13 protein-coding genes are annotated in these 14,999 nt (G+C 49.2%); 6 read left to right on the top strand and 7 right to left on the bottom strand.

The genetic code is table 11. From position 1 onward, the window contains the following. Nucleotides 1-190: 190 nt before the first annotated feature. The 5 genes from sppA to pheA all read right to left on the bottom strand — a co-directional run bounded on the left by sppA (nucleotide 191) and on the right by pheA (nucleotide 5,624). On the bottom strand, nucleotides 191-1,096 hold the full coding sequence (sppA, locus tag G3M70_05595) for a signal peptide peptidase SppA (protein ID QPJ61387.1): 906 nt from the start codon (nucleotides 1,094-1,096) through the stop codon (nucleotides 191-193). A 129-nt stretch (nucleotides 1,097-1,225) separates the two neighbouring features. After that, a complete protein-coding gene (locus G3M70_05590) occupies nucleotides 1,226-2,899 on the bottom strand; it encodes a 30S ribosomal protein S1 (protein QPJ63723.1) in 1,674 nt (557 codons plus the stop codon). A 108-nt stretch (nucleotides 2,900-3,007) separates the two neighbouring features. After that, nucleotides 3,008-3,673, bottom strand: a complete 666-nt coding sequence (locus G3M70_05585; protein QPJ61386.1) for a (d)CMP kinase — start codon at nucleotides 3,671-3,673, stop codon at nucleotides 3,008-3,010. Continuing rightward, the gene (locus G3M70_05580) at nucleotides 3,670-4,527 is read right to left on the bottom strand and encodes a prephenate dehydrogenase/arogenate dehydrogenase family protein (GenBank protein QPJ63722.1); all 858 of its coding nucleotides are present in this window, start codon (nucleotides 4,525-4,527) and stop codon (nucleotides 3,670-3,672) included. The genes G3M70_05585 and G3M70_05580 overlap by 4 nt, the downstream gene beginning before the upstream one ends. A gap of 20 nt (nucleotides 4,528-4,547) precedes the next feature. Beyond that, nucleotides 4,548-5,624, bottom strand: a complete 1,077-nt coding sequence (pheA, locus tag G3M70_05575; GenBank protein ID QPJ61385.1) for a prephenate dehydratase — start codon at nucleotides 5,622-5,624, stop codon at nucleotides 4,548-4,550. A 625-nt stretch (nucleotides 5,625-6,249) separates the two neighbouring features. Between pheA and G3M70_05570 the strand changes: the two genes are divergently transcribed. Further along, nucleotides 6,250-6,558 carry an MTH1187 family thiamine-binding protein gene (locus tag G3M70_05570; GenBank protein QPJ61384.1) on the top strand — a complete coding sequence of 103 codons (309 nt, stop codon included), beginning with the start codon at nucleotides 6,250-6,252 and terminating at the stop codon, nucleotides 6,556-6,558. Nucleotides 6,559-6,596: 38 nt separating this feature from the next. Here G3M70_05570 and G3M70_05565 read toward each other — a convergent pair whose 3' ends face one another. Further along, nucleotides 6,597-7,760: a Fic family protein gene (locus G3M70_05565; GenBank protein QPJ61383.1), complete on the bottom strand. Its 1,164-nt coding sequence runs from the start codon at nucleotides 7,758-7,760 to the stop codon at nucleotides 6,597-6,599. Between the two features lie 468 nt (nucleotides 7,761-8,228). On the opposite strand from G3M70_05565, the gene G3M70_05560 reads away from it, so the two are divergent. The 3 genes from G3M70_05560 to G3M70_05550 all read left to right on the top strand — a co-directional run bounded on the left by G3M70_05560 (nucleotide 8,229) and on the right by G3M70_05550 (nucleotide 9,825). Then, on the top strand, nucleotides 8,229-9,248 hold the full coding sequence (locus G3M70_05560; protein QPJ61382.1) for an ankyrin repeat domain-containing protein: 1,020 nt from the start codon (nucleotides 8,229-8,231) through the stop codon (nucleotides 9,246-9,248). Nucleotides 9,249-9,286: 38 nt separating this feature from the next. Then, nucleotides 9,287-9,511, top strand: a complete 225-nt coding sequence (locus tag G3M70_05555) for a hypothetical protein (GenBank protein ID QPJ61381.1) — start codon at nucleotides 9,287-9,289, stop codon at nucleotides 9,509-9,511. Nucleotides 9,512-9,630: 119 nt separating this feature from the next. Further along, nucleotides 9,631-9,825 carry a hypothetical protein gene (locus tag G3M70_05550; GenBank protein ID QPJ61380.1) on the top strand — a complete coding sequence of 65 codons (195 nt, stop codon included), beginning with the start codon at nucleotides 9,631-9,633 and terminating at the stop codon, nucleotides 9,823-9,825. 354 nt (nucleotides 9,826-10,179) lie between these two features. Here G3M70_05550 and G3M70_05545 read toward each other — a convergent pair whose 3' ends face one another. Further along, complete coding sequence (locus G3M70_05545) at nucleotides 10,180-11,529, bottom strand: SpoIIE family protein phosphatase (protein QPJ61379.1); 1,350 nt, start codon at nucleotides 11,527-11,529, stop codon at nucleotides 10,180-10,182. A 319-nt stretch (nucleotides 11,530-11,848) separates the two neighbouring features. Here G3M70_05545 and G3M70_05540 point away from each other — a divergent pair, with 319 nt between their 5' ends. Both G3M70_05540 and G3M70_05535 read left to right on the top strand, forming a co-directional pair. Next, a complete protein-coding gene (locus tag G3M70_05540) occupies nucleotides 11,849-14,128 on the top strand; it encodes a DUF721 domain-containing protein (GenBank protein QPJ61378.1) in 2,280 nt (759 codons plus the stop codon). 46 nt (nucleotides 14,129-14,174) lie between these two features. After that, complete coding sequence (locus G3M70_05535) at nucleotides 14,175-14,972, top strand: DUF4292 domain-containing protein (GenBank protein ID QPJ61377.1); 798 nt, start codon at nucleotides 14,175-14,177, stop codon at nucleotides 14,970-14,972. Nucleotides 14,973-14,999: the final 27 nt, after the last annotated feature.

The raw sequence follows: 14,999 nt of genomic DNA, 5'->3' as shown, positions 1-14,999 counted from the left end.
TATTGGAAAAGTATACCATCCGAATCCACCAAGTCAAGAGTTTTGAAGCGGTTATGTGAATTTCGAGAATCAGGTTTGGGGGTGGTTTCCATGAAATTGAGGAGTTTGGGGAATAGGCCGGGTATTCAATTCCTACAAACCCGGGCAAAAAACCCTAAAAAATCAATATAATACGCTTAACTTCAATGGTTTAGGGGGTCCATAGAAACTGGAGGCGAGGAAAATCCGGAGTCAGAGTGGCTGTTTTCAAGGAATCTGGAATCTGGTTGTTCACCAACCATTCCATCAGGGTTTCGCGTTCCATTTCCTGAATTACATGGGGCCGTCCATCGATACCGAGTCGTGTACCCATGCTGCTGATGGCATCTTCCAAACCGCCGAGTTCGTCCACCATTTTCAAGTCCAGAGCTTGCCGCCCAGTGAAGATTCTTCCATCGGCCAATTTCCTGGCCTGTTTTTTTGTCAGGTTCCGACCCTTGGTCACTGCTTCTATAAACTGGTTGTGCACATCTTTGACTACTGCCTGCAAATATTTTTTCTCTTTCTTGCTCATGGAGCGTGCCGGGGATCCGGTGTCTTTAAACTTTCCGGCCTTGATCACTTCGGGGCGCACGCCTACTTTTTTCATCAATCCTTCGAAGTTGGTGAAGGCCATAATGACACCGATGCTGCCAGTGAGTGATCCTGGATTGGCGTAGACTTTTTCTGCGGCTGCCGCAATGTAATACCCACCGGAAGCCGCCACACTGCCCATTGAAGCATAGATCGGTTTTTTAGTGCGTGAACGTAAAACTTCGTCGTAAATTTCCTGGGAAGGAGCCACGGCACCGCCGGGTGTATCGATTCTCAGGATGATGCCCTGGATGGAACTGTCTTCACGAAAACTCCGGATCTGCCTCACAATGTCACGAGAATCTCCTATAAATCCGGCGATCTCGACGATGGCAATTTTTTCTCCGGATCCCCCGGCCCCGGTCATCGAGTTACCGGCCATAAGATTTGCAATTCCATATAAAACGGCGACACCGAGAAGGAAATATAAAGCCGCTTTCCGGAATCCGGATTGCACAGGTTTTACAATTGGTTGTCCGTCCATTCAATCCTCTTTTTGTTTGGCCACCTGTAAGTTTTATTGTGTCAGGCTCGCTTTATTCTTCCTGTTTTATGGATAACCCTTCCCACGCCCTCCCCTTAACAGGGGAGGGCCGCGACGAAAACATGCTGCCTACTCTTCGGACTCATCCTCGATCTCGGGTACATCCTCGACCACGATCTCAGAAGCGTCCAGGTTTTCATCATAGGCTTTGACCGAAAGACCAATCTTCTTGGTCGCCGGGTCTACCTTGATGACTTTGGTTTTTACCTTGTCGCCGATCTTGACCACTTTCTCGGGATGGCTGACCTTCTCGGAACTCAGTTGAGAAACGTGGATCAACCCTTCGAGACCGTCGTCGAACTCAGCAAACGCGCCAAACCCGGTCACCTTGATGATGGTGCCTTCTACTTCAGTTCCGATCGGGAAGCGCTCCGGAACATTGTCCCACGGGTCGTCCTGCAGTTGCTTGATTCCGAGGCTGATCCGGCAGTTTTCCTTGTCGATGTTCAACACCACCGCTTTCACGGCGTCTTTTTTCTTAACGACTTCAGATGGATGCTTGATCTTTTTGTTCCACGATAAATCAGAAATGTGGATCAGGCCGTCCACGCCGTCTTCGAGTTCTACAAATGCACCGAAGTCGGTGAGGTTGCGTACGGTACCTTCCACCGAGGAACCAATCGGATATTTCTCGTCAATGTTGTCCCATGGATTTGGCTCGATCTGTTTCATGCCGAGTGAAATACGCTTCTTCTCTTTATCGAGAGTGAGCACAACCGCTTCGACTTCATCGCTGATGGCCACCATTTTACTGGGGTGTTTCACATGACGGCTCCAGGACATTTCGGAAACGTGCACGAGACCCTCGATGCCTTTCTCCAACTCAACAAACGCACCGTAGTCGGTGATGCTGACCACGCGGCCCTTGATGCGGGTACCCACCGGGTATTTCTGATCGACATCCACCCACGGATCCGGAGTGATCTGTTTGAGTCCAAGAGAAACGCGTTCTTTTTCACGGTCGTATTTGAGGACCATGACTTTGACCTTGTCGCCGATGGAAAACATCTCGGACGGATGGTTGACCCGGCCCCAGGACATGTCGGTGATGTGTAGCAGGCCGTCGATACCACCGAGGTCGATGAACACACCGTAGTCGGTGATGTTCTTGACGATACCCTCGACGATGTTGCCTTCCTCCATCTGCTTGAGGGTGCCTTCGCGAGCAGCGGCCCGTTCTTCTTCCAGCAGGATGCGGCGGGACAGGACGATGTTGCCGCGCTTCTTGTTCATCTTGATGATGCGCATGTGGAACTTGTCGCCCAGCAGTTTTTCCAGGTTGCGAACCGGTCGCAGGTCGATCTGTGAACCAGGCAGGAATGCCTTGAGTCCGATATCGACCGTCAGGCCGCCTTTGGCCTTGGCCACCACCATACCTTCGATGGTTTCTTCGGCTTCGAAAGCCGTGACCAGTTTTTCCCAGATTTTGATCTTGTTGGCTTTTTCTTTCGACAGGACCACGATCCCATCCTGATCCTCGACCCGTTCCAGGAACACTTCGACTTCAGAACCAGTTTCGAGGCCTTCTTTTTCTGTTGCGGGGAATTCGTTCAGGTTGATCACGCCTTCTGATTTGAACCCGATATCGACCGTTACCAGTCCCTTATTGATGTTAAGCACTTTGCCCTGAATGATCTCACCTTCACGGAACTGTTTGAGGCTGCCCTCAAAATAGGCCTCCATCTCGGCCCGATGGGCCTTGTCTTCCTCACTTAATTCCTCTAGTTCATCCCAATCGTCCAATGTTTCCTCAACCACGTTGTGTTACCTCCTGAATTAAATGTTTCAAATCAAAGTTTTAAATATGTAAAAAAGTAAAAACTGAAAATTTCAAATTTTAAAAAGTCACGATTAAGTATTCGTCACCGGTTGAATGTGGCGCATCATTTCTTCGACCACCTGGTCGACGGTTTTGCCGGTGGTGTCGACGGCGACCGCGTCTTTCGCCTGCAACAGAGGTGAAACCTCTCGCGTACGGTCTTCGTGGTCGCGCTGCTGTACCTGCGAGACCACGTCATCAACCGTGAGTCCCGGATGCTTGTCGCGTATTTCTTCAAAGCGCCGTCTTGCCCGTTCTTTAACGTCCGCGTCGAGAAAAAACTTTTTCTCCGCTTCAGGAAACACCACCGTGCCGATGTCGCGTCCGTCCATCACGGAATCAGAAGCACGTCCCATGGCCTGCTGTTTTGGAACCAGTACGTTGCGCACTGCCGGATTGGCCGCCACGGCTGCAGCGAGTTTTCCGATGATCTCGTTCTGTAACTTTCCTGTTAAATCTTCTCCGTCGGCAAGCAGGCGTTGTCCTTCAGGTGTCGGCTCAAAGTTTATTTCCAGATTCATTGCCACCGCGGCAACACGGTCCTTGTCGTTGGCATCGATCCCCAGTTGTTTGGCTTTCCAGGCCACAGCTCGATACATGGAGCCGGTTTCGATATAACTGAAGTTCAACAACTGCGCGATGCGCCTCGCTACCGTACTTTTACCGCTGCCCGCCGGGCCGTCGATTGCGATGATCATTCGTCAACCTTCGCAAGTTTTATTCGGTTTTTGTTGGCGGCTGCGAACGCTTCCTCTAAACGCACGGCTTCTTTGCGGTCGATCATATTTTTTAATGCATCCATTTGTACTTGAAACTCGTCGATCAATGTCAGCACCTGTTTTCGATTGGATATCGAAATGTCACGCCACATGACAGGGTCGCTTGAGGCGATGCGGGTGATATCGCGCAATCCGCCGCCGGAGAAACAAAGCACGTCGTCGTAATTTTTTGTGGTCACCTTGGCCACTGCGTTCATCAAAGCAAAAGCCACCACGTGGGGCAGGTGGCTGACCGCGCCAAGAACCCGGTCGTGCTCGTCCGGATCCATACAGATGACTTCCATCCCCAAGGCGTCCCAGAATTTGACCATACGGTCCTGAGCTTCAATGGGTGTCTTGTCTGTCGGGGTCACGATGCAACGCGCTCCTTCGAACAGTTCCTTAAAAGCCGCATCGAGTCCGGACTTTTCACTACCGGCGATCGGGTGCGCACCAACGAAGGTGGCGCCTTCCGGCATTTCATTTTCTATCTGACTGACCAGGTCGCCTTTGACCGAGCCGACATCGGTGACGATGCTGCCGGGTTTCAAAGCGGACTTCATTTCCTTGAGGCGCGGCATGAAGGTGCCGACCGGTGAACACAGGACCACGAGATCGCAATCTTTGACTGCTTCCCTTAAATCTGCGGACCAGTCATCGATCACGCCCTTTTCCTGCGCCCGTTTCAGTGTGTCCTGATTGCGGCCGAAACCGGTGATGGTGTTGATCAGTTTGCGTTCGCGGGCGGCAAGTGCAAGTGACCCACCCAGCAGACCGACCCCGATGATGGCCATTCGTTCAAACGAGGCCATGGTTACGGATCCTTCCGAGGGTAAGACCCCATGACGCGCAGAAACAGGCTGCGTTTTCTTAACGTGTCGACCACCTTTTTAATTCGGGCATCCTCAATATGTCCCTGAAAGTCGACAAAAAACAGGTATTCCCAGGGCCGGTTGCGTAAGGGCCGAGACTGGATTTTGGTCAGGTTGATATCGTGCCGCGCAAACAGTTGCAGGATTTTCAACAGGGAACCCGCTTCGTCCTTGATCGAAAACATCATGGATGTTTTGTTGTCTTTCGCTTTCTTTGCCATGTCCTTGCCGATGATCAGAAAGCGTGTTGTGTTGCGGGCTTCGTCCTCAATTTTTTGCGCAATGATTTTCAGGTCGAACGATTCCACAGCGAGTTTGCTGGCGACTGCGCCGATGCGTTTGTTCCTCGCGGCAAGGCTTGCAGCGGTGGCGGTGCTGGAAGTCGGGATCAATTCTGCGGTTGGATAATTTTCGGACAGCCAGTTGCGGCACTGCGCCAGCGCCTGCGGGTGACTGTGGATTTCTTTAATTTGTTTGGGGTCGCCCGTTTGCGACAGCAGGCAGTGTGAAATGCCGAGGCGTATTTCGTCGCAGATCACCAGCGGTGAATCGACAAACGAATCGAGAGTGAGGTTGACCACCCCTTCAATGGAGTTTTCGATGGGCACCACGCCATAATCGGCGTGTCCTTTTTCCACCATGCTGAAAATGTGCGAGATGTTGTTGGCCGGACGAAACTCCGCCGCATGGCCAAACTTACGCACAGCCGCCTGATGGGAGAATGTGGTCTCCGGACCCAGGAACGCAATGTTGAGGGGTTTTTCGAGTGCGAGAGTGGCGGAAATGATTTCGCGGAAGACGGATTCGACGGCTTTGTTGGGGAATGGTCCCGAATTCTGGGACTTCAGCCGTTCAAATATTTCGCGCTCCCGGTGCGGGACGTGAAAGTGATTCGCCTTGTTCAGCTTGGATTTTTCTTTTCCGATTTTTATCGCCAGTTTAGCCCGGCGATTGAGCATTTCCAGAAACTTATCGTCTATCTTATCGATCTGCTCGCGAAACTTATCAATATCGGCCAACGCACGATACCGCCTTTGCTTAGAATCTCGAAATTCATGGAACTTCGAAGGGAATCCGGATATTCTCCGTATTTTGGGCCAAATAGCAAGCAGAAATTACTAAAAGGGCCGATTTCAGTTTTGTTGAGTGAGGTTTGGCGGGATAAAGATAAGGGTTTTGAAGTTATCAGGTATTCCCCCTTCTGAGCCCGTTCTGAGCTGGGTCGAAGGGAAGGGGGAAGCGAAGGTGGGGGGTTTTAGGCGCAGGAATTCAGCTTAAAAGTCAAATGAAACATTAAAAAAAGATTGAAGAAGAAATCCCCCCAGCCCCCTTCGCAGGAGACCTTTGCATAACTCTAAAATCAAAAGCCAAGGCGAGATTCTTCGCCTGCGGTTCAGAATGACAGGCCGTTATTGTTTGGTTAGTTAGAACAGGTATTTTTAAACAGCGGTTTTAAAACTGAAAAAGCTCCGTGTGTCATTCTGAACGAAGCTTTGCGGAGTGAAGAATCTCGCCTTGGCTTTTGGTTTAATAATCCTCCTTTTCTGAAGGGGCTGGATTCGCTTTTTCCTTTAAAATAAATCTAACAACATTAATTAAAAACCCGGTCATCCGGGAAACAATATTAAGAAGGAGACAATCACCATGGTTTTACTTCAATTCAGCATGTCGCCTATGGATAAAGGCGAAAGCGTCAGCGATTACGTCAGCCGGTCGCTCGATATCATTTCCAACAGTGGTGTGTCCTATAAACTGGGGCCGATGGGCACCTGCCTGGAAGGTGAATGGGACGAGGTGATGGGTGTCATCAAACAGTGCTACGAGAAGATGAGCTCCGACTGCAACCGCATCACCTGCTCGATCAAGATCGACTACCGCAAAGGCAAAAGCGGAAGGCTCGACTCCAAAATGGCTGCCGTCGAAATGAAACTGGGGAAGAAACTAAATACGTAATTACCTTAGAATGGCGCGGCGGACGATCTAAATAAAATTTAATCCGGCTTTTCAGGAAAAAGGTTGGGCAACCAACGGTCGGCGAGTTTGGCGGGAAAAGCAAGACGCAGTGGAGCGCGTTGGTTGTCGGAGGTTAATACTCCCGCCTTTATTAAAGCAGAGGTGATTCTGCGCGCGTGTCGGTCTACCGCACCCACAATTTGAGGAATATCTCCACGTGGTAACTCACCCCGGAAAAGAACAGCCTCCAGTATTTTCCCTGCCTTTTCGGGTAATGCTTTCATTCGTATTTCTTCTTCTGCCCAAATCAATATGCGGGTGCGTAATCGCTCAGGTTGCACCAGGCTTTCCATGAAAACTACCTGGTCTCGACAGACTTCAAGAAAATACCGTGTAAATTCAGCCAGCCCCTCCTCGCTTAAACTGCCCCGACCATCCAAATCATTTCGACGTGGGAGGTCGGATTGTTGCAGCAGGTTTTTGTATTGGTCTACACTTCTTGCCAGGCCCCGCGCTACAGACCACACCCCACCTGTGTCCAGGGTATCGAGCAGGATGGCATGGGACATGATTCGTGCCACCCTGCCATTGCCATCTATGAACGGGTGAATCCACAATAGTCGGTGATGAGCCGCGGCAGTGGCCAGAATCATTTCTGATTTACCCAGGCTGCCATAAACCGTTTCAAATCTTTTCAGGAAACGGGGCAAGGCTCCCGGACTTACCGCAAGGTGGTTTCCCACCCGGACATCCCGGGTCCGCAAAGCTCCGGGAACGACACGGACTTTTTGTTCACTTTCGTTATCTTCTACCCAGAGGAGGTCGTCCGGAAGGTTTTCGCAAAACAGGCGATGAATTTCCCGCAAACCCTCCACCGTGTAGAAACGATCTTGAAGACCTCCTTCATCGACCCATTCCTGGCAAAGGACATGGGCTCGGGCTTCCATCTGCAGATTTCTTTTTTTGGGTTCCTCGCTGAAATCATTTTTCATGGACCTCTCAATATCAACAGGATGTGTGTTGTGGTCCTCAATCAGATTGCTGTAATAACAGTTCATGGTACGGACCAACGGGGCGAGGGCTTGATAGATACCGGGGGCCAGACTGCGACGGAACCCGGAAGACTTAGCGGCCAAATCCAGGGCGATATCCATCAGGCCAGAGCGGTGGCTGGAATCCTGAGGGAGAACCATAGGTTCCATTAACCCAAGGGACTCCCCTCTATCATTTTTGGTAATTTTGTCCGCTTCCATGTCCGGAATAATGTCCGTTTAAAATTTGTATAAATTACATTATATTAAATAGTTATGGATTTTAAAAGGAAATTTAAAAAACTTAAATGTCCGTTAGCTATTGGAAGGTTTTTTTAAGGGATGGGATCAGATTCGGACGTTTTGAGTGAGGCGGAGTGTTAGAATAGGTAATCCTATTTTTTCGTTTTCCGGTGAAATGATATGCAATGTCCTGAGTGCTTTGCTGATTTTGAATTTTCTTTTAAGAAATATTTTCAGAGGAAACCCGCGTGCGACCATTGCGGGGTTCGATTGCAGCGTAACTGGAAAACACGGGATTTGATGGGGTTTTTGTTCGTTAGTGTGCTTTCCTGGGAACTGATTACTAGCTTTTCTATGTTTGGAAGTTTTTACCAAACATTTCAGAAGTATGAATGGATGGAAAAATCCAATCTACCCTATTGGTTTTTTGCCATAGCTGCTGGACTATTTATTTTTGTAATCGTGATTACCATTTGGTTCATCCGCAACCGTACATTTTTTGTTTTATATAAAGGCGCTGGTAATGCCTGGAAAGAGTCTCTAAAAAATTTTCCCCTTGGGATTCTGGTCAGTGTTGTTGCAATTTTATTAAGTTTTCCACTGGCTACCGCATGGGGACCAAACAAGGATACCATTCTCAGTATTTTTTCCATGTGTCCAAAGGCCAAGTTTTTAGGTGAAGAAATTTCCAACAATTTGTGCATGGCGGGAGCTAAATTTGCGCTGGCCCTGGGTGCAAATCCTGATCATACAAATTTTTATATGAAGGAGTCTCCTTTAAGCATTGCTTTGTTATTAAAAAATAATGAGATGGTGGATTTGCTATTGGATGCAGGGGCTGATGTGCTGCAAGTATATGGTGACACTCGAAAACAGACCCCAATAGAGTATGGAATTGCCGACCCAAAACATTTTGACCGGTTTATAGAACTGGCAGGTGGGCCTCATGTTCTGATTCCACCCCGAAATGAAAACCTGCTGTATCCAGCGATCCTGCATGCCGAGGCGCCGGATTACAATCGCGACGCGATTTTAAAGTTGATGGACTATGGGCTGGATATTAATCAGCCGTTTCGAACTGACTCGGAAATTTCCCCTTTCTTTTTCGCTTGTTTACACTTTGATGCCGCTACCATTGAGGCGCTGATAAAAAAGGGAGCGGATGCAACCAGAATAAGTGCGGGAAACTACACTCCAGCGCATTTTGCAGTCTCGAATCAGGATCCTGAAGTGATGCGGGTGTTGATTCGCCATGGCGCTGACGTGAATGTTATCTCCGACTGCGGGACGACGCCGCTAATGGATGCGCGAAAAGATGGTAACGAAGAAGTGGTCAAAGTTCTCGAACAGCATCTAGGGCAAAGGGCCAAACTTCCCAGCCTCGGTGATTCTAAGTTGGACGATAAAGACTGTTAGAAGAAACAATCGATAAAGATTTTTTTTATGAGCTGCCAATGAATTTCCTAAAAAAATTAGCTCAGATAATTCTAGCTGCAAGTTTTATCGCGATTTTGTTGATTTCTTTTGAGGTAGTCATCTTTTCTCGGATTGAAAAACTTGCCACCTATTTAGGTTTTATCCTGTCTGTCCTGTTCCTGTTGCTGAGTGGGGGTGGCGGGCCACCAACAGGTAAATCTTCTAAAGTTAATTTTCAAAGCTATTGGCTCGGTGGAGATTAATCAATCAAACGCCCCAAAGGGAAATTGGATCAGGCTTATCTGCCTGGTTCCGGTCTATGTTCTGATCTTTTCAAGGATGGTGGATTGATACGGTTCGAATACTTTTATTTGGGTTGCCGGTGGCCTTTGTGGTCTTTATTTTGCTGGGTGTGTCCGATTACATAGAGGGCTTTAGCTGGAGCATTGCTGGAGGAATTGGCCTGATTGGTTTACTGGTAGAACCTTATCTGTGGTTCCTGGTCTATAAAGAGAACAAGTATGAGCCGCCAGCTTATGCCAACCTCCGAACCGATCAAACGAAGAAGAAACCCTGATGTGCAACAAGTCACAAAAACTCAAAAACCCGCGCTGGGCCCAAAATCTAGTTTTCATTATTGTTTTGATCGCTTTTTTTATCCTACTTTTCAACGAAGGTGGATTCCCGGAAATAAGGAATTATTTTTATAGTTTTCCAATTAAGGCGCAGGTTTTTGTCGGGATGTTTTTAGGGTTAATACCCGTGGTGACAATTTGCGCTTTATATTATTTTAGGATAGTCGACGATGAGCTATTTTATAAAAAGAGGGAGGATCAACTAAACCCATGGGTGGCTTTTGTAATCTTGATTCTCGCTTTGGTTATTATGGCTTACTATTCGGGAGTTTTTTAGTCGCCCCACCGCAAGGTGGCTAGCGCATGAGTTGGAAGGAGACGGTGGTTTTATCGTCGAACTGTGGGGCGTCGGTAGAAAATTCGTTCAGCTTTTTTTCCAGTTGCTGTAGCAGCACAGCCGGTTCGCCTTTTTCCTTTTCCAGAAATTTAATAAGGCGTTTCTCGCCGAACAGTTCATCATTCATGCTTTTGGTTTCCGTCACCCCGTCTGAAATCAACACAACGCGATCGCCCGGTTCCAGTTCTTTCTCCACCTGTTGATAGTGTGTGTGCGGCAGCATGCCCAGTGGCGTGCCAGTCGCGGGCGCGATCTCTTCCACCTTGCCGCCCTTTTTCTGTAACAGCATGGGCAGGTGTCCGGCATTTCCTATGTGCATCCGTTTGTTTTTTAAATCGAGCACAATATAAATAACGGTGGTGAACATGCCTCGATAGGACCGTTCGAAAAAGATATTGTTCACTTCTTTTAAAACATCTTTTGGCTCGGAGTTTTTGGTCGACACATAACGGAAGTCGCTCATCAACCGTGCCATCTGCAACGCGGCGGGGACTCCTTTGCCGGAAACGTCTCCCAACAAAATTCCGAGGGTAGAGGGACTGAGCTTGATGAAATCGTAGTAATCGCCGCCCACATTTTTTGCCGGAATCGAGTTTGCGCAAAACTGGAAATCGGGATGCTCGGGAAAATTTTGTGGCAGAAAACTTTCCTGCACCGACTGGGCGAACTCCATGTCCTTTTCCAGCCGCTGTTTTTCCATGAGGATGTGATGCATGCGCGCGTTCTGGATAGCGAGGGCCGCGCTGTCGCATACCAGTTTGAACAGCGCGAGGTCTTTGCGGGTGAACACCTTGCCTTTGCCCTGTTTATGGATCACCTGGCACACGCCGATGATCTTGTCTTTCGCTTTCAGCGGAGCACACAGGATGGACCCGGTTTTGAATCCCGTTTTCTTGTCGTAAGAGGAATCGAACTTTTTGCTTTTGTAGGCATCCTTGATGACCATGGGCCGACCGGTCTTGGCAACGGTGCCCGCAATGCCCTGACCGAGCTTGATCCGCGTGAGACCTTTGATGGCTTCGCCGACCCGGCTGAGCGCGACCTGGAACACCAGATCGCCGTGTTCCTCGTCGATGAGGAGCAGACTGGAAGCATCGGCCCGCATCACCTTTTTGGCGATTTTCATGATCGTGTCCAGCAGGATGGTCTGGTTCAATTCGGAATTGAGCAGGCCGGTAATGCGGTAACAGGTCTCGAGCTGATGAATCCTCTCCTCATACTCCAGCAACCTGACCTCCGGCGGCACCATTTCGGCCTGTGACGGCTTTTCTTTGACTATCTTTTTTGCTTTCTTCTTGGCTACGGGCATGATTCTCAATAAAGGATGTGTTCGACGACACGACCTGCTGTCAAATTTATGTTCAGTGGATTCCGGAAAAACAACTTTTCCTACAGGCTGTCAATGGAACCCGGTTGACCGCCCGGAACAGGAGAATGTGCAAATACCCAGGAAAAGTTTGGTGATGACCGTAAACATACTCTAAAATAACCATAAGGGTCAAACGGTTTTCGGGTATACGATATAAGGGGCATAGCCTGGGATGGTTCCCCGGGGCCCTTCCCCGGTTTTTGAACCATATAGCCCTATTTTCAGGCTTTTTTAAACGATCGAGTTCGGTGGTCAATAAATGCGTTCCTGGAGCCCGTTGGGGAAGGTTTTAGTCTCAGCAACCGATAAGATTCCCAATCTTCGGGATGATGAGTTGTCATGGATTGCGTTACAATGGGAATTGGCTGTCGGTCAGGACCTTTCGGCAATCGCGCGGGTGGAGCGTCTTACCGAAAAAACTCTTTATGTTGAAGTGGCTGGGGAGAGTTGGATTCCTGCCCTGAAATCCCTGGAGCCGAGACTGCTTGTCACTTTGAACAGGTCGTTTGGCAAAGACCGGTTCACCCGTATCCGGTATCGCGAAAATACCAATTTCAAACCTAAAGCGTTGCCTGCTAAAATAACGAAAACGAAAATTAAAAACTCCGGGCCGCAAACCGTTAATCCGGATGGTCGGGACATTGAAGGGTTGGATATGATTCAGGATTCTCATCTCAAGGAAACATTGGCCCGGATCGGGCGGCACATCAAGCACAGTGCAAGCCTTTTGGCTCTGGTCGTTTTATTGGCAAACTGCACCAGCATGCCAGCCACACAAGGGGAAACCAGCACTAGTGGCGGCACCGAAGGCACCAGCTCCAAAGCTGTGCTTCAACCTGAAATCAATATCGGCCAATCTTACGCGGTTGAAAAAATTCGCAAGTTAAAGGAGAAAAACCCGGAAGCCGACCTTCACGATCCGCGGGTTTATTACCATTATTTAATGGGGCTGCAAAATTTCCGGGAAGCGCGGTTTGATAAGTCCCGCGACCACTTTGCGGAGCTGGTCAAATACGAGCCGGAGCGAGAAGAATTTGCACAACGGCTGGTCCGCCTTTCCCTGCGCACTGGTCGGCTTGAAGACGCCCGCCTGTATGCTACGAAGGCTTTGGAGCGCTTTCCGAAAAACGACAATATCAGAATGGTTCTTGCAGATGTCCTCGCGGCCCAGGGACGACACCAGGAAGCTCTCAACCAGTATGGAAAAATCTTTGATCAGGATCCAAAAAATGCCCGGTCAAAACTGATGATGGGTGATCTGTTCGAAAAGATGAAACGCCCGCAGGAAGCCATAGAGGCTTATCGCGCCATGACGGTTGCGGATACACACAACCCCTTGGGATTCTTTTATCTGGGACGTGCTCTGGCGGGGGATCGGCAATTCGGGGAAGCGGAAAAAGAATTGAACAACGCTCTCAACCTCAGGCCCAGCCTGTTCGAAGCCAGGAAGTATCTGGCCCGTGTCATGGAACAGCAAGGCCATTACGCAAGAGCCCTGGAGCAATACAAGATACTCAAGAAAACCCTGCCCAACCCCGAAATCAAGAAACGTTATGAAGAGATAGAAGCGTTGGTCGTGGATTCAAACGCGATGGAAAACAAGACGCTGGATCCGCTGGAGATTAAGGAGATTCCCATACACGCTCTTCTGGGTGCTGTTTACTACGAACAGGCCGCTTATCTCGAATCGATTGATGAATTCCGTCTGGTGCTGGCTAATGAAAACGACCTGGAAATAAGACTCATCGTTTCGAAAATTTATGAAATTCTGGGGCGGGTCGATCAGGCCATTATTGAAGTGGAAGCCTATCGTCGTGGAGCTGAAGATCAGAACCGTGTCGACCTCCTCCTGAATCTGGCGCGCCTGTATGGCATGGATCAGCAGATGGATAAATCTGTGGGCCTTCTGGAATCGGCCCTCAAGCACGAGCCGCGCAACGACCGACTGTACCACTCGCTGGCACTCGCCCACATGGCTCTTTCCCAGTACGATCAGGCCATCAACACCATCCAGAAAGCCATTGAGCTGGACGATCAAAAAGATGCCTACTTTTTTGAACTCGGCGCCTTGTATGAACGGAAAGGTGATTTCCAGCGGGCGGTAGAGGCCATGGAACGGGTGATCGCACTCAACCCGAATCACTCCAATGCGCATAACTTTATCGGTTATCTTTTTGCCATGCAGGGATTGCATCTCGACCGTGCTATCAAGCACCTGGACAAAGCCCTCAGTATTCAGCCGCGCAACGGATATTTCCTGGACAGCCTGGGCTGGATATATTTTAAAAAGGGCGACTACAATGCCGCTTTGGAAAAAATAAAGAAGGCCATGATTTATGTGTCTCCCGATCCCGTTTTATATGACCATCTGGGCGATGTTTTATTTTCAATGAAAAAATTCAGTGAAGCCCATGAAGCCTGGAAAACCAGCCTTGCCCTGACGATGAAAAAACTTGATGATCCAACCGGTGAGGTTCCCGACCCCTCCAAGCTGAAAGAAAAACTCCGCGAGACCCGGGAGAAGATGAAGGCCCGGTAGTCCCAATCGTACCCTGTCCGGTTTCCCCGTTTTTATAAGGATTTACATGATGCGTTTGTTATTTTTACTGGTAGCCCTGCTGCTCAGTACAGGTTGCCAGAGTGGTCCTGATGTGGTTCCTGAACACTATAATCAGGAAACCATATCCGCCACCTATCTCCAGAATAAACTGTTGGCCCGCCAGGGCCAGGTCAAGGACCTGCGCGCTTTCATAAAGACCGTTGTCACGACACCCAGGCGGGATCAGAGTTTCCGGCAGGTCATCCTGCTTAAAGGAAAAGAGCGTTTACGGCTTGACACCCTGACTCCTTTCAATCAGCCAGTGAGTGTTTTTATCCAGAGAGGTGAAAATTCCCGGTTATTTGATTTGAAAAAGCATCGGATGTATCAGGGTCTTGAAGTCTGGAATATGATGCACGAAATACTGGGAACCGTGATCGACTTCAGTGAATACGTGCCGGTGTTCTATGGTGATATCCCTCGGCTGGGCCATATGGAATGGGGGCCAGCAGAATTAAACGAAGATAAGACCCAGTACGTTTTGAACGGACATGAACGAGCACGTCGCGTTTCCCTGCGTATCAGGTTAAACGCAGAAACCCTGCTACCGGAGTCGATGCATAAATGGGTTGGGCCTCGTCCCCTGTATTCCGTTGCCTGGGGTGACTACAAGGATGTGGATGGATATCTATTCCCGCATCAAGTGAGTGTTGCGCGAGCCGCGCAGAAGGATCAGGTTACGCTGGTGTATTCAGACCCGGTCATCAACAAGGGCGTTTCGGATGAAACTTTTTCTCCAAAACTGCCCGGGCTCAAAAGCGGGAAAGATGTTCCCCGTTCATAAAGTGACGGGTAAACCTTCCTCTATTAT

Origin of the sequence: Candidatus Nitronauta litoralis, assembly GCA_015698285.1 — a bacterium.
In the GTDB taxonomy this organism is placed as follows: domain Bacteria; phylum Nitrospinota; class Nitrospinia; order Nitrospinales; family Nitrospinaceae; genus Nitronauta; species Nitronauta litoralis.
Note: the sequence above shows the minus strand (reverse complement) of the source record. Positions and strands in the feature narration are given on the sequence as shown.

What these genes read in the sequence shown, in the direction of transcription:
- G3M70_05580 (QPJ63722.1), bottom strand. Translation starts at nt 4,527, where the DNA reads ATGGCCATCATCGGGGTCGGTCTGCTGGGTGGGTCACTTGCACTTGCC.
- G3M70_05560 (QPJ61382.1), top strand. Translation starts at nt 8,229, where the DNA reads ATGGAAAAATCCAATCTACCCTATTGGTTTTTTGCCATAGCTGCTGGA.
- G3M70_05570 (QPJ61384.1), top strand. Translation starts at nt 6,250, where the DNA reads ATGGTTTTACTTCAATTCAGCATGTCGCCTATGGATAAAGGCGAAAGC.
- G3M70_05545 (QPJ61379.1), bottom strand. Translation starts at nt 11,529, where the DNA reads ATGCCCGTAGCCAAGAAGAAAGCAAAAAAGATAGTCAAAGAAAAGCCG.
- G3M70_05535 (QPJ61377.1), top strand. Translation starts at nt 14,175, where the DNA reads ATGATGCGTTTGTTATTTTTACTGGTAGCCCTGCTGCTCAGTACAGGT.
- G3M70_05565 (QPJ61383.1), bottom strand. Translation starts at nt 7,760, where the DNA reads ATGGAACCTATGGTTCTCCCTCAGGATTCCAGCCACCGCTCTGGCCTG.
- G3M70_05585 (QPJ61386.1), bottom strand. Translation starts at nt 3,673, where the DNA reads ATGATCATCGCAATCGACGGCCCGGCGGGCAGCGGTAAAAGTACGGTA.
- sppA (QPJ61387.1), bottom strand. Translation starts at nt 1,096, where the DNA reads ATGGACGGACAACCAATTGTAAAACCTGTGCAATCCGGATTCCGGAAA.
- G3M70_05540 (QPJ61378.1), top strand. Translation starts at nt 11,849, where the DNA reads ATGCGTTCCTGGAGCCCGTTGGGGAAGGTTTTAGTCTCAGCAACCGAT.
- G3M70_05555 (QPJ61381.1), top strand. Translation starts at nt 9,287, where the DNA reads ATGAATTTCCTAAAAAAATTAGCTCAGATAATTCTAGCTGCAAGTTTT.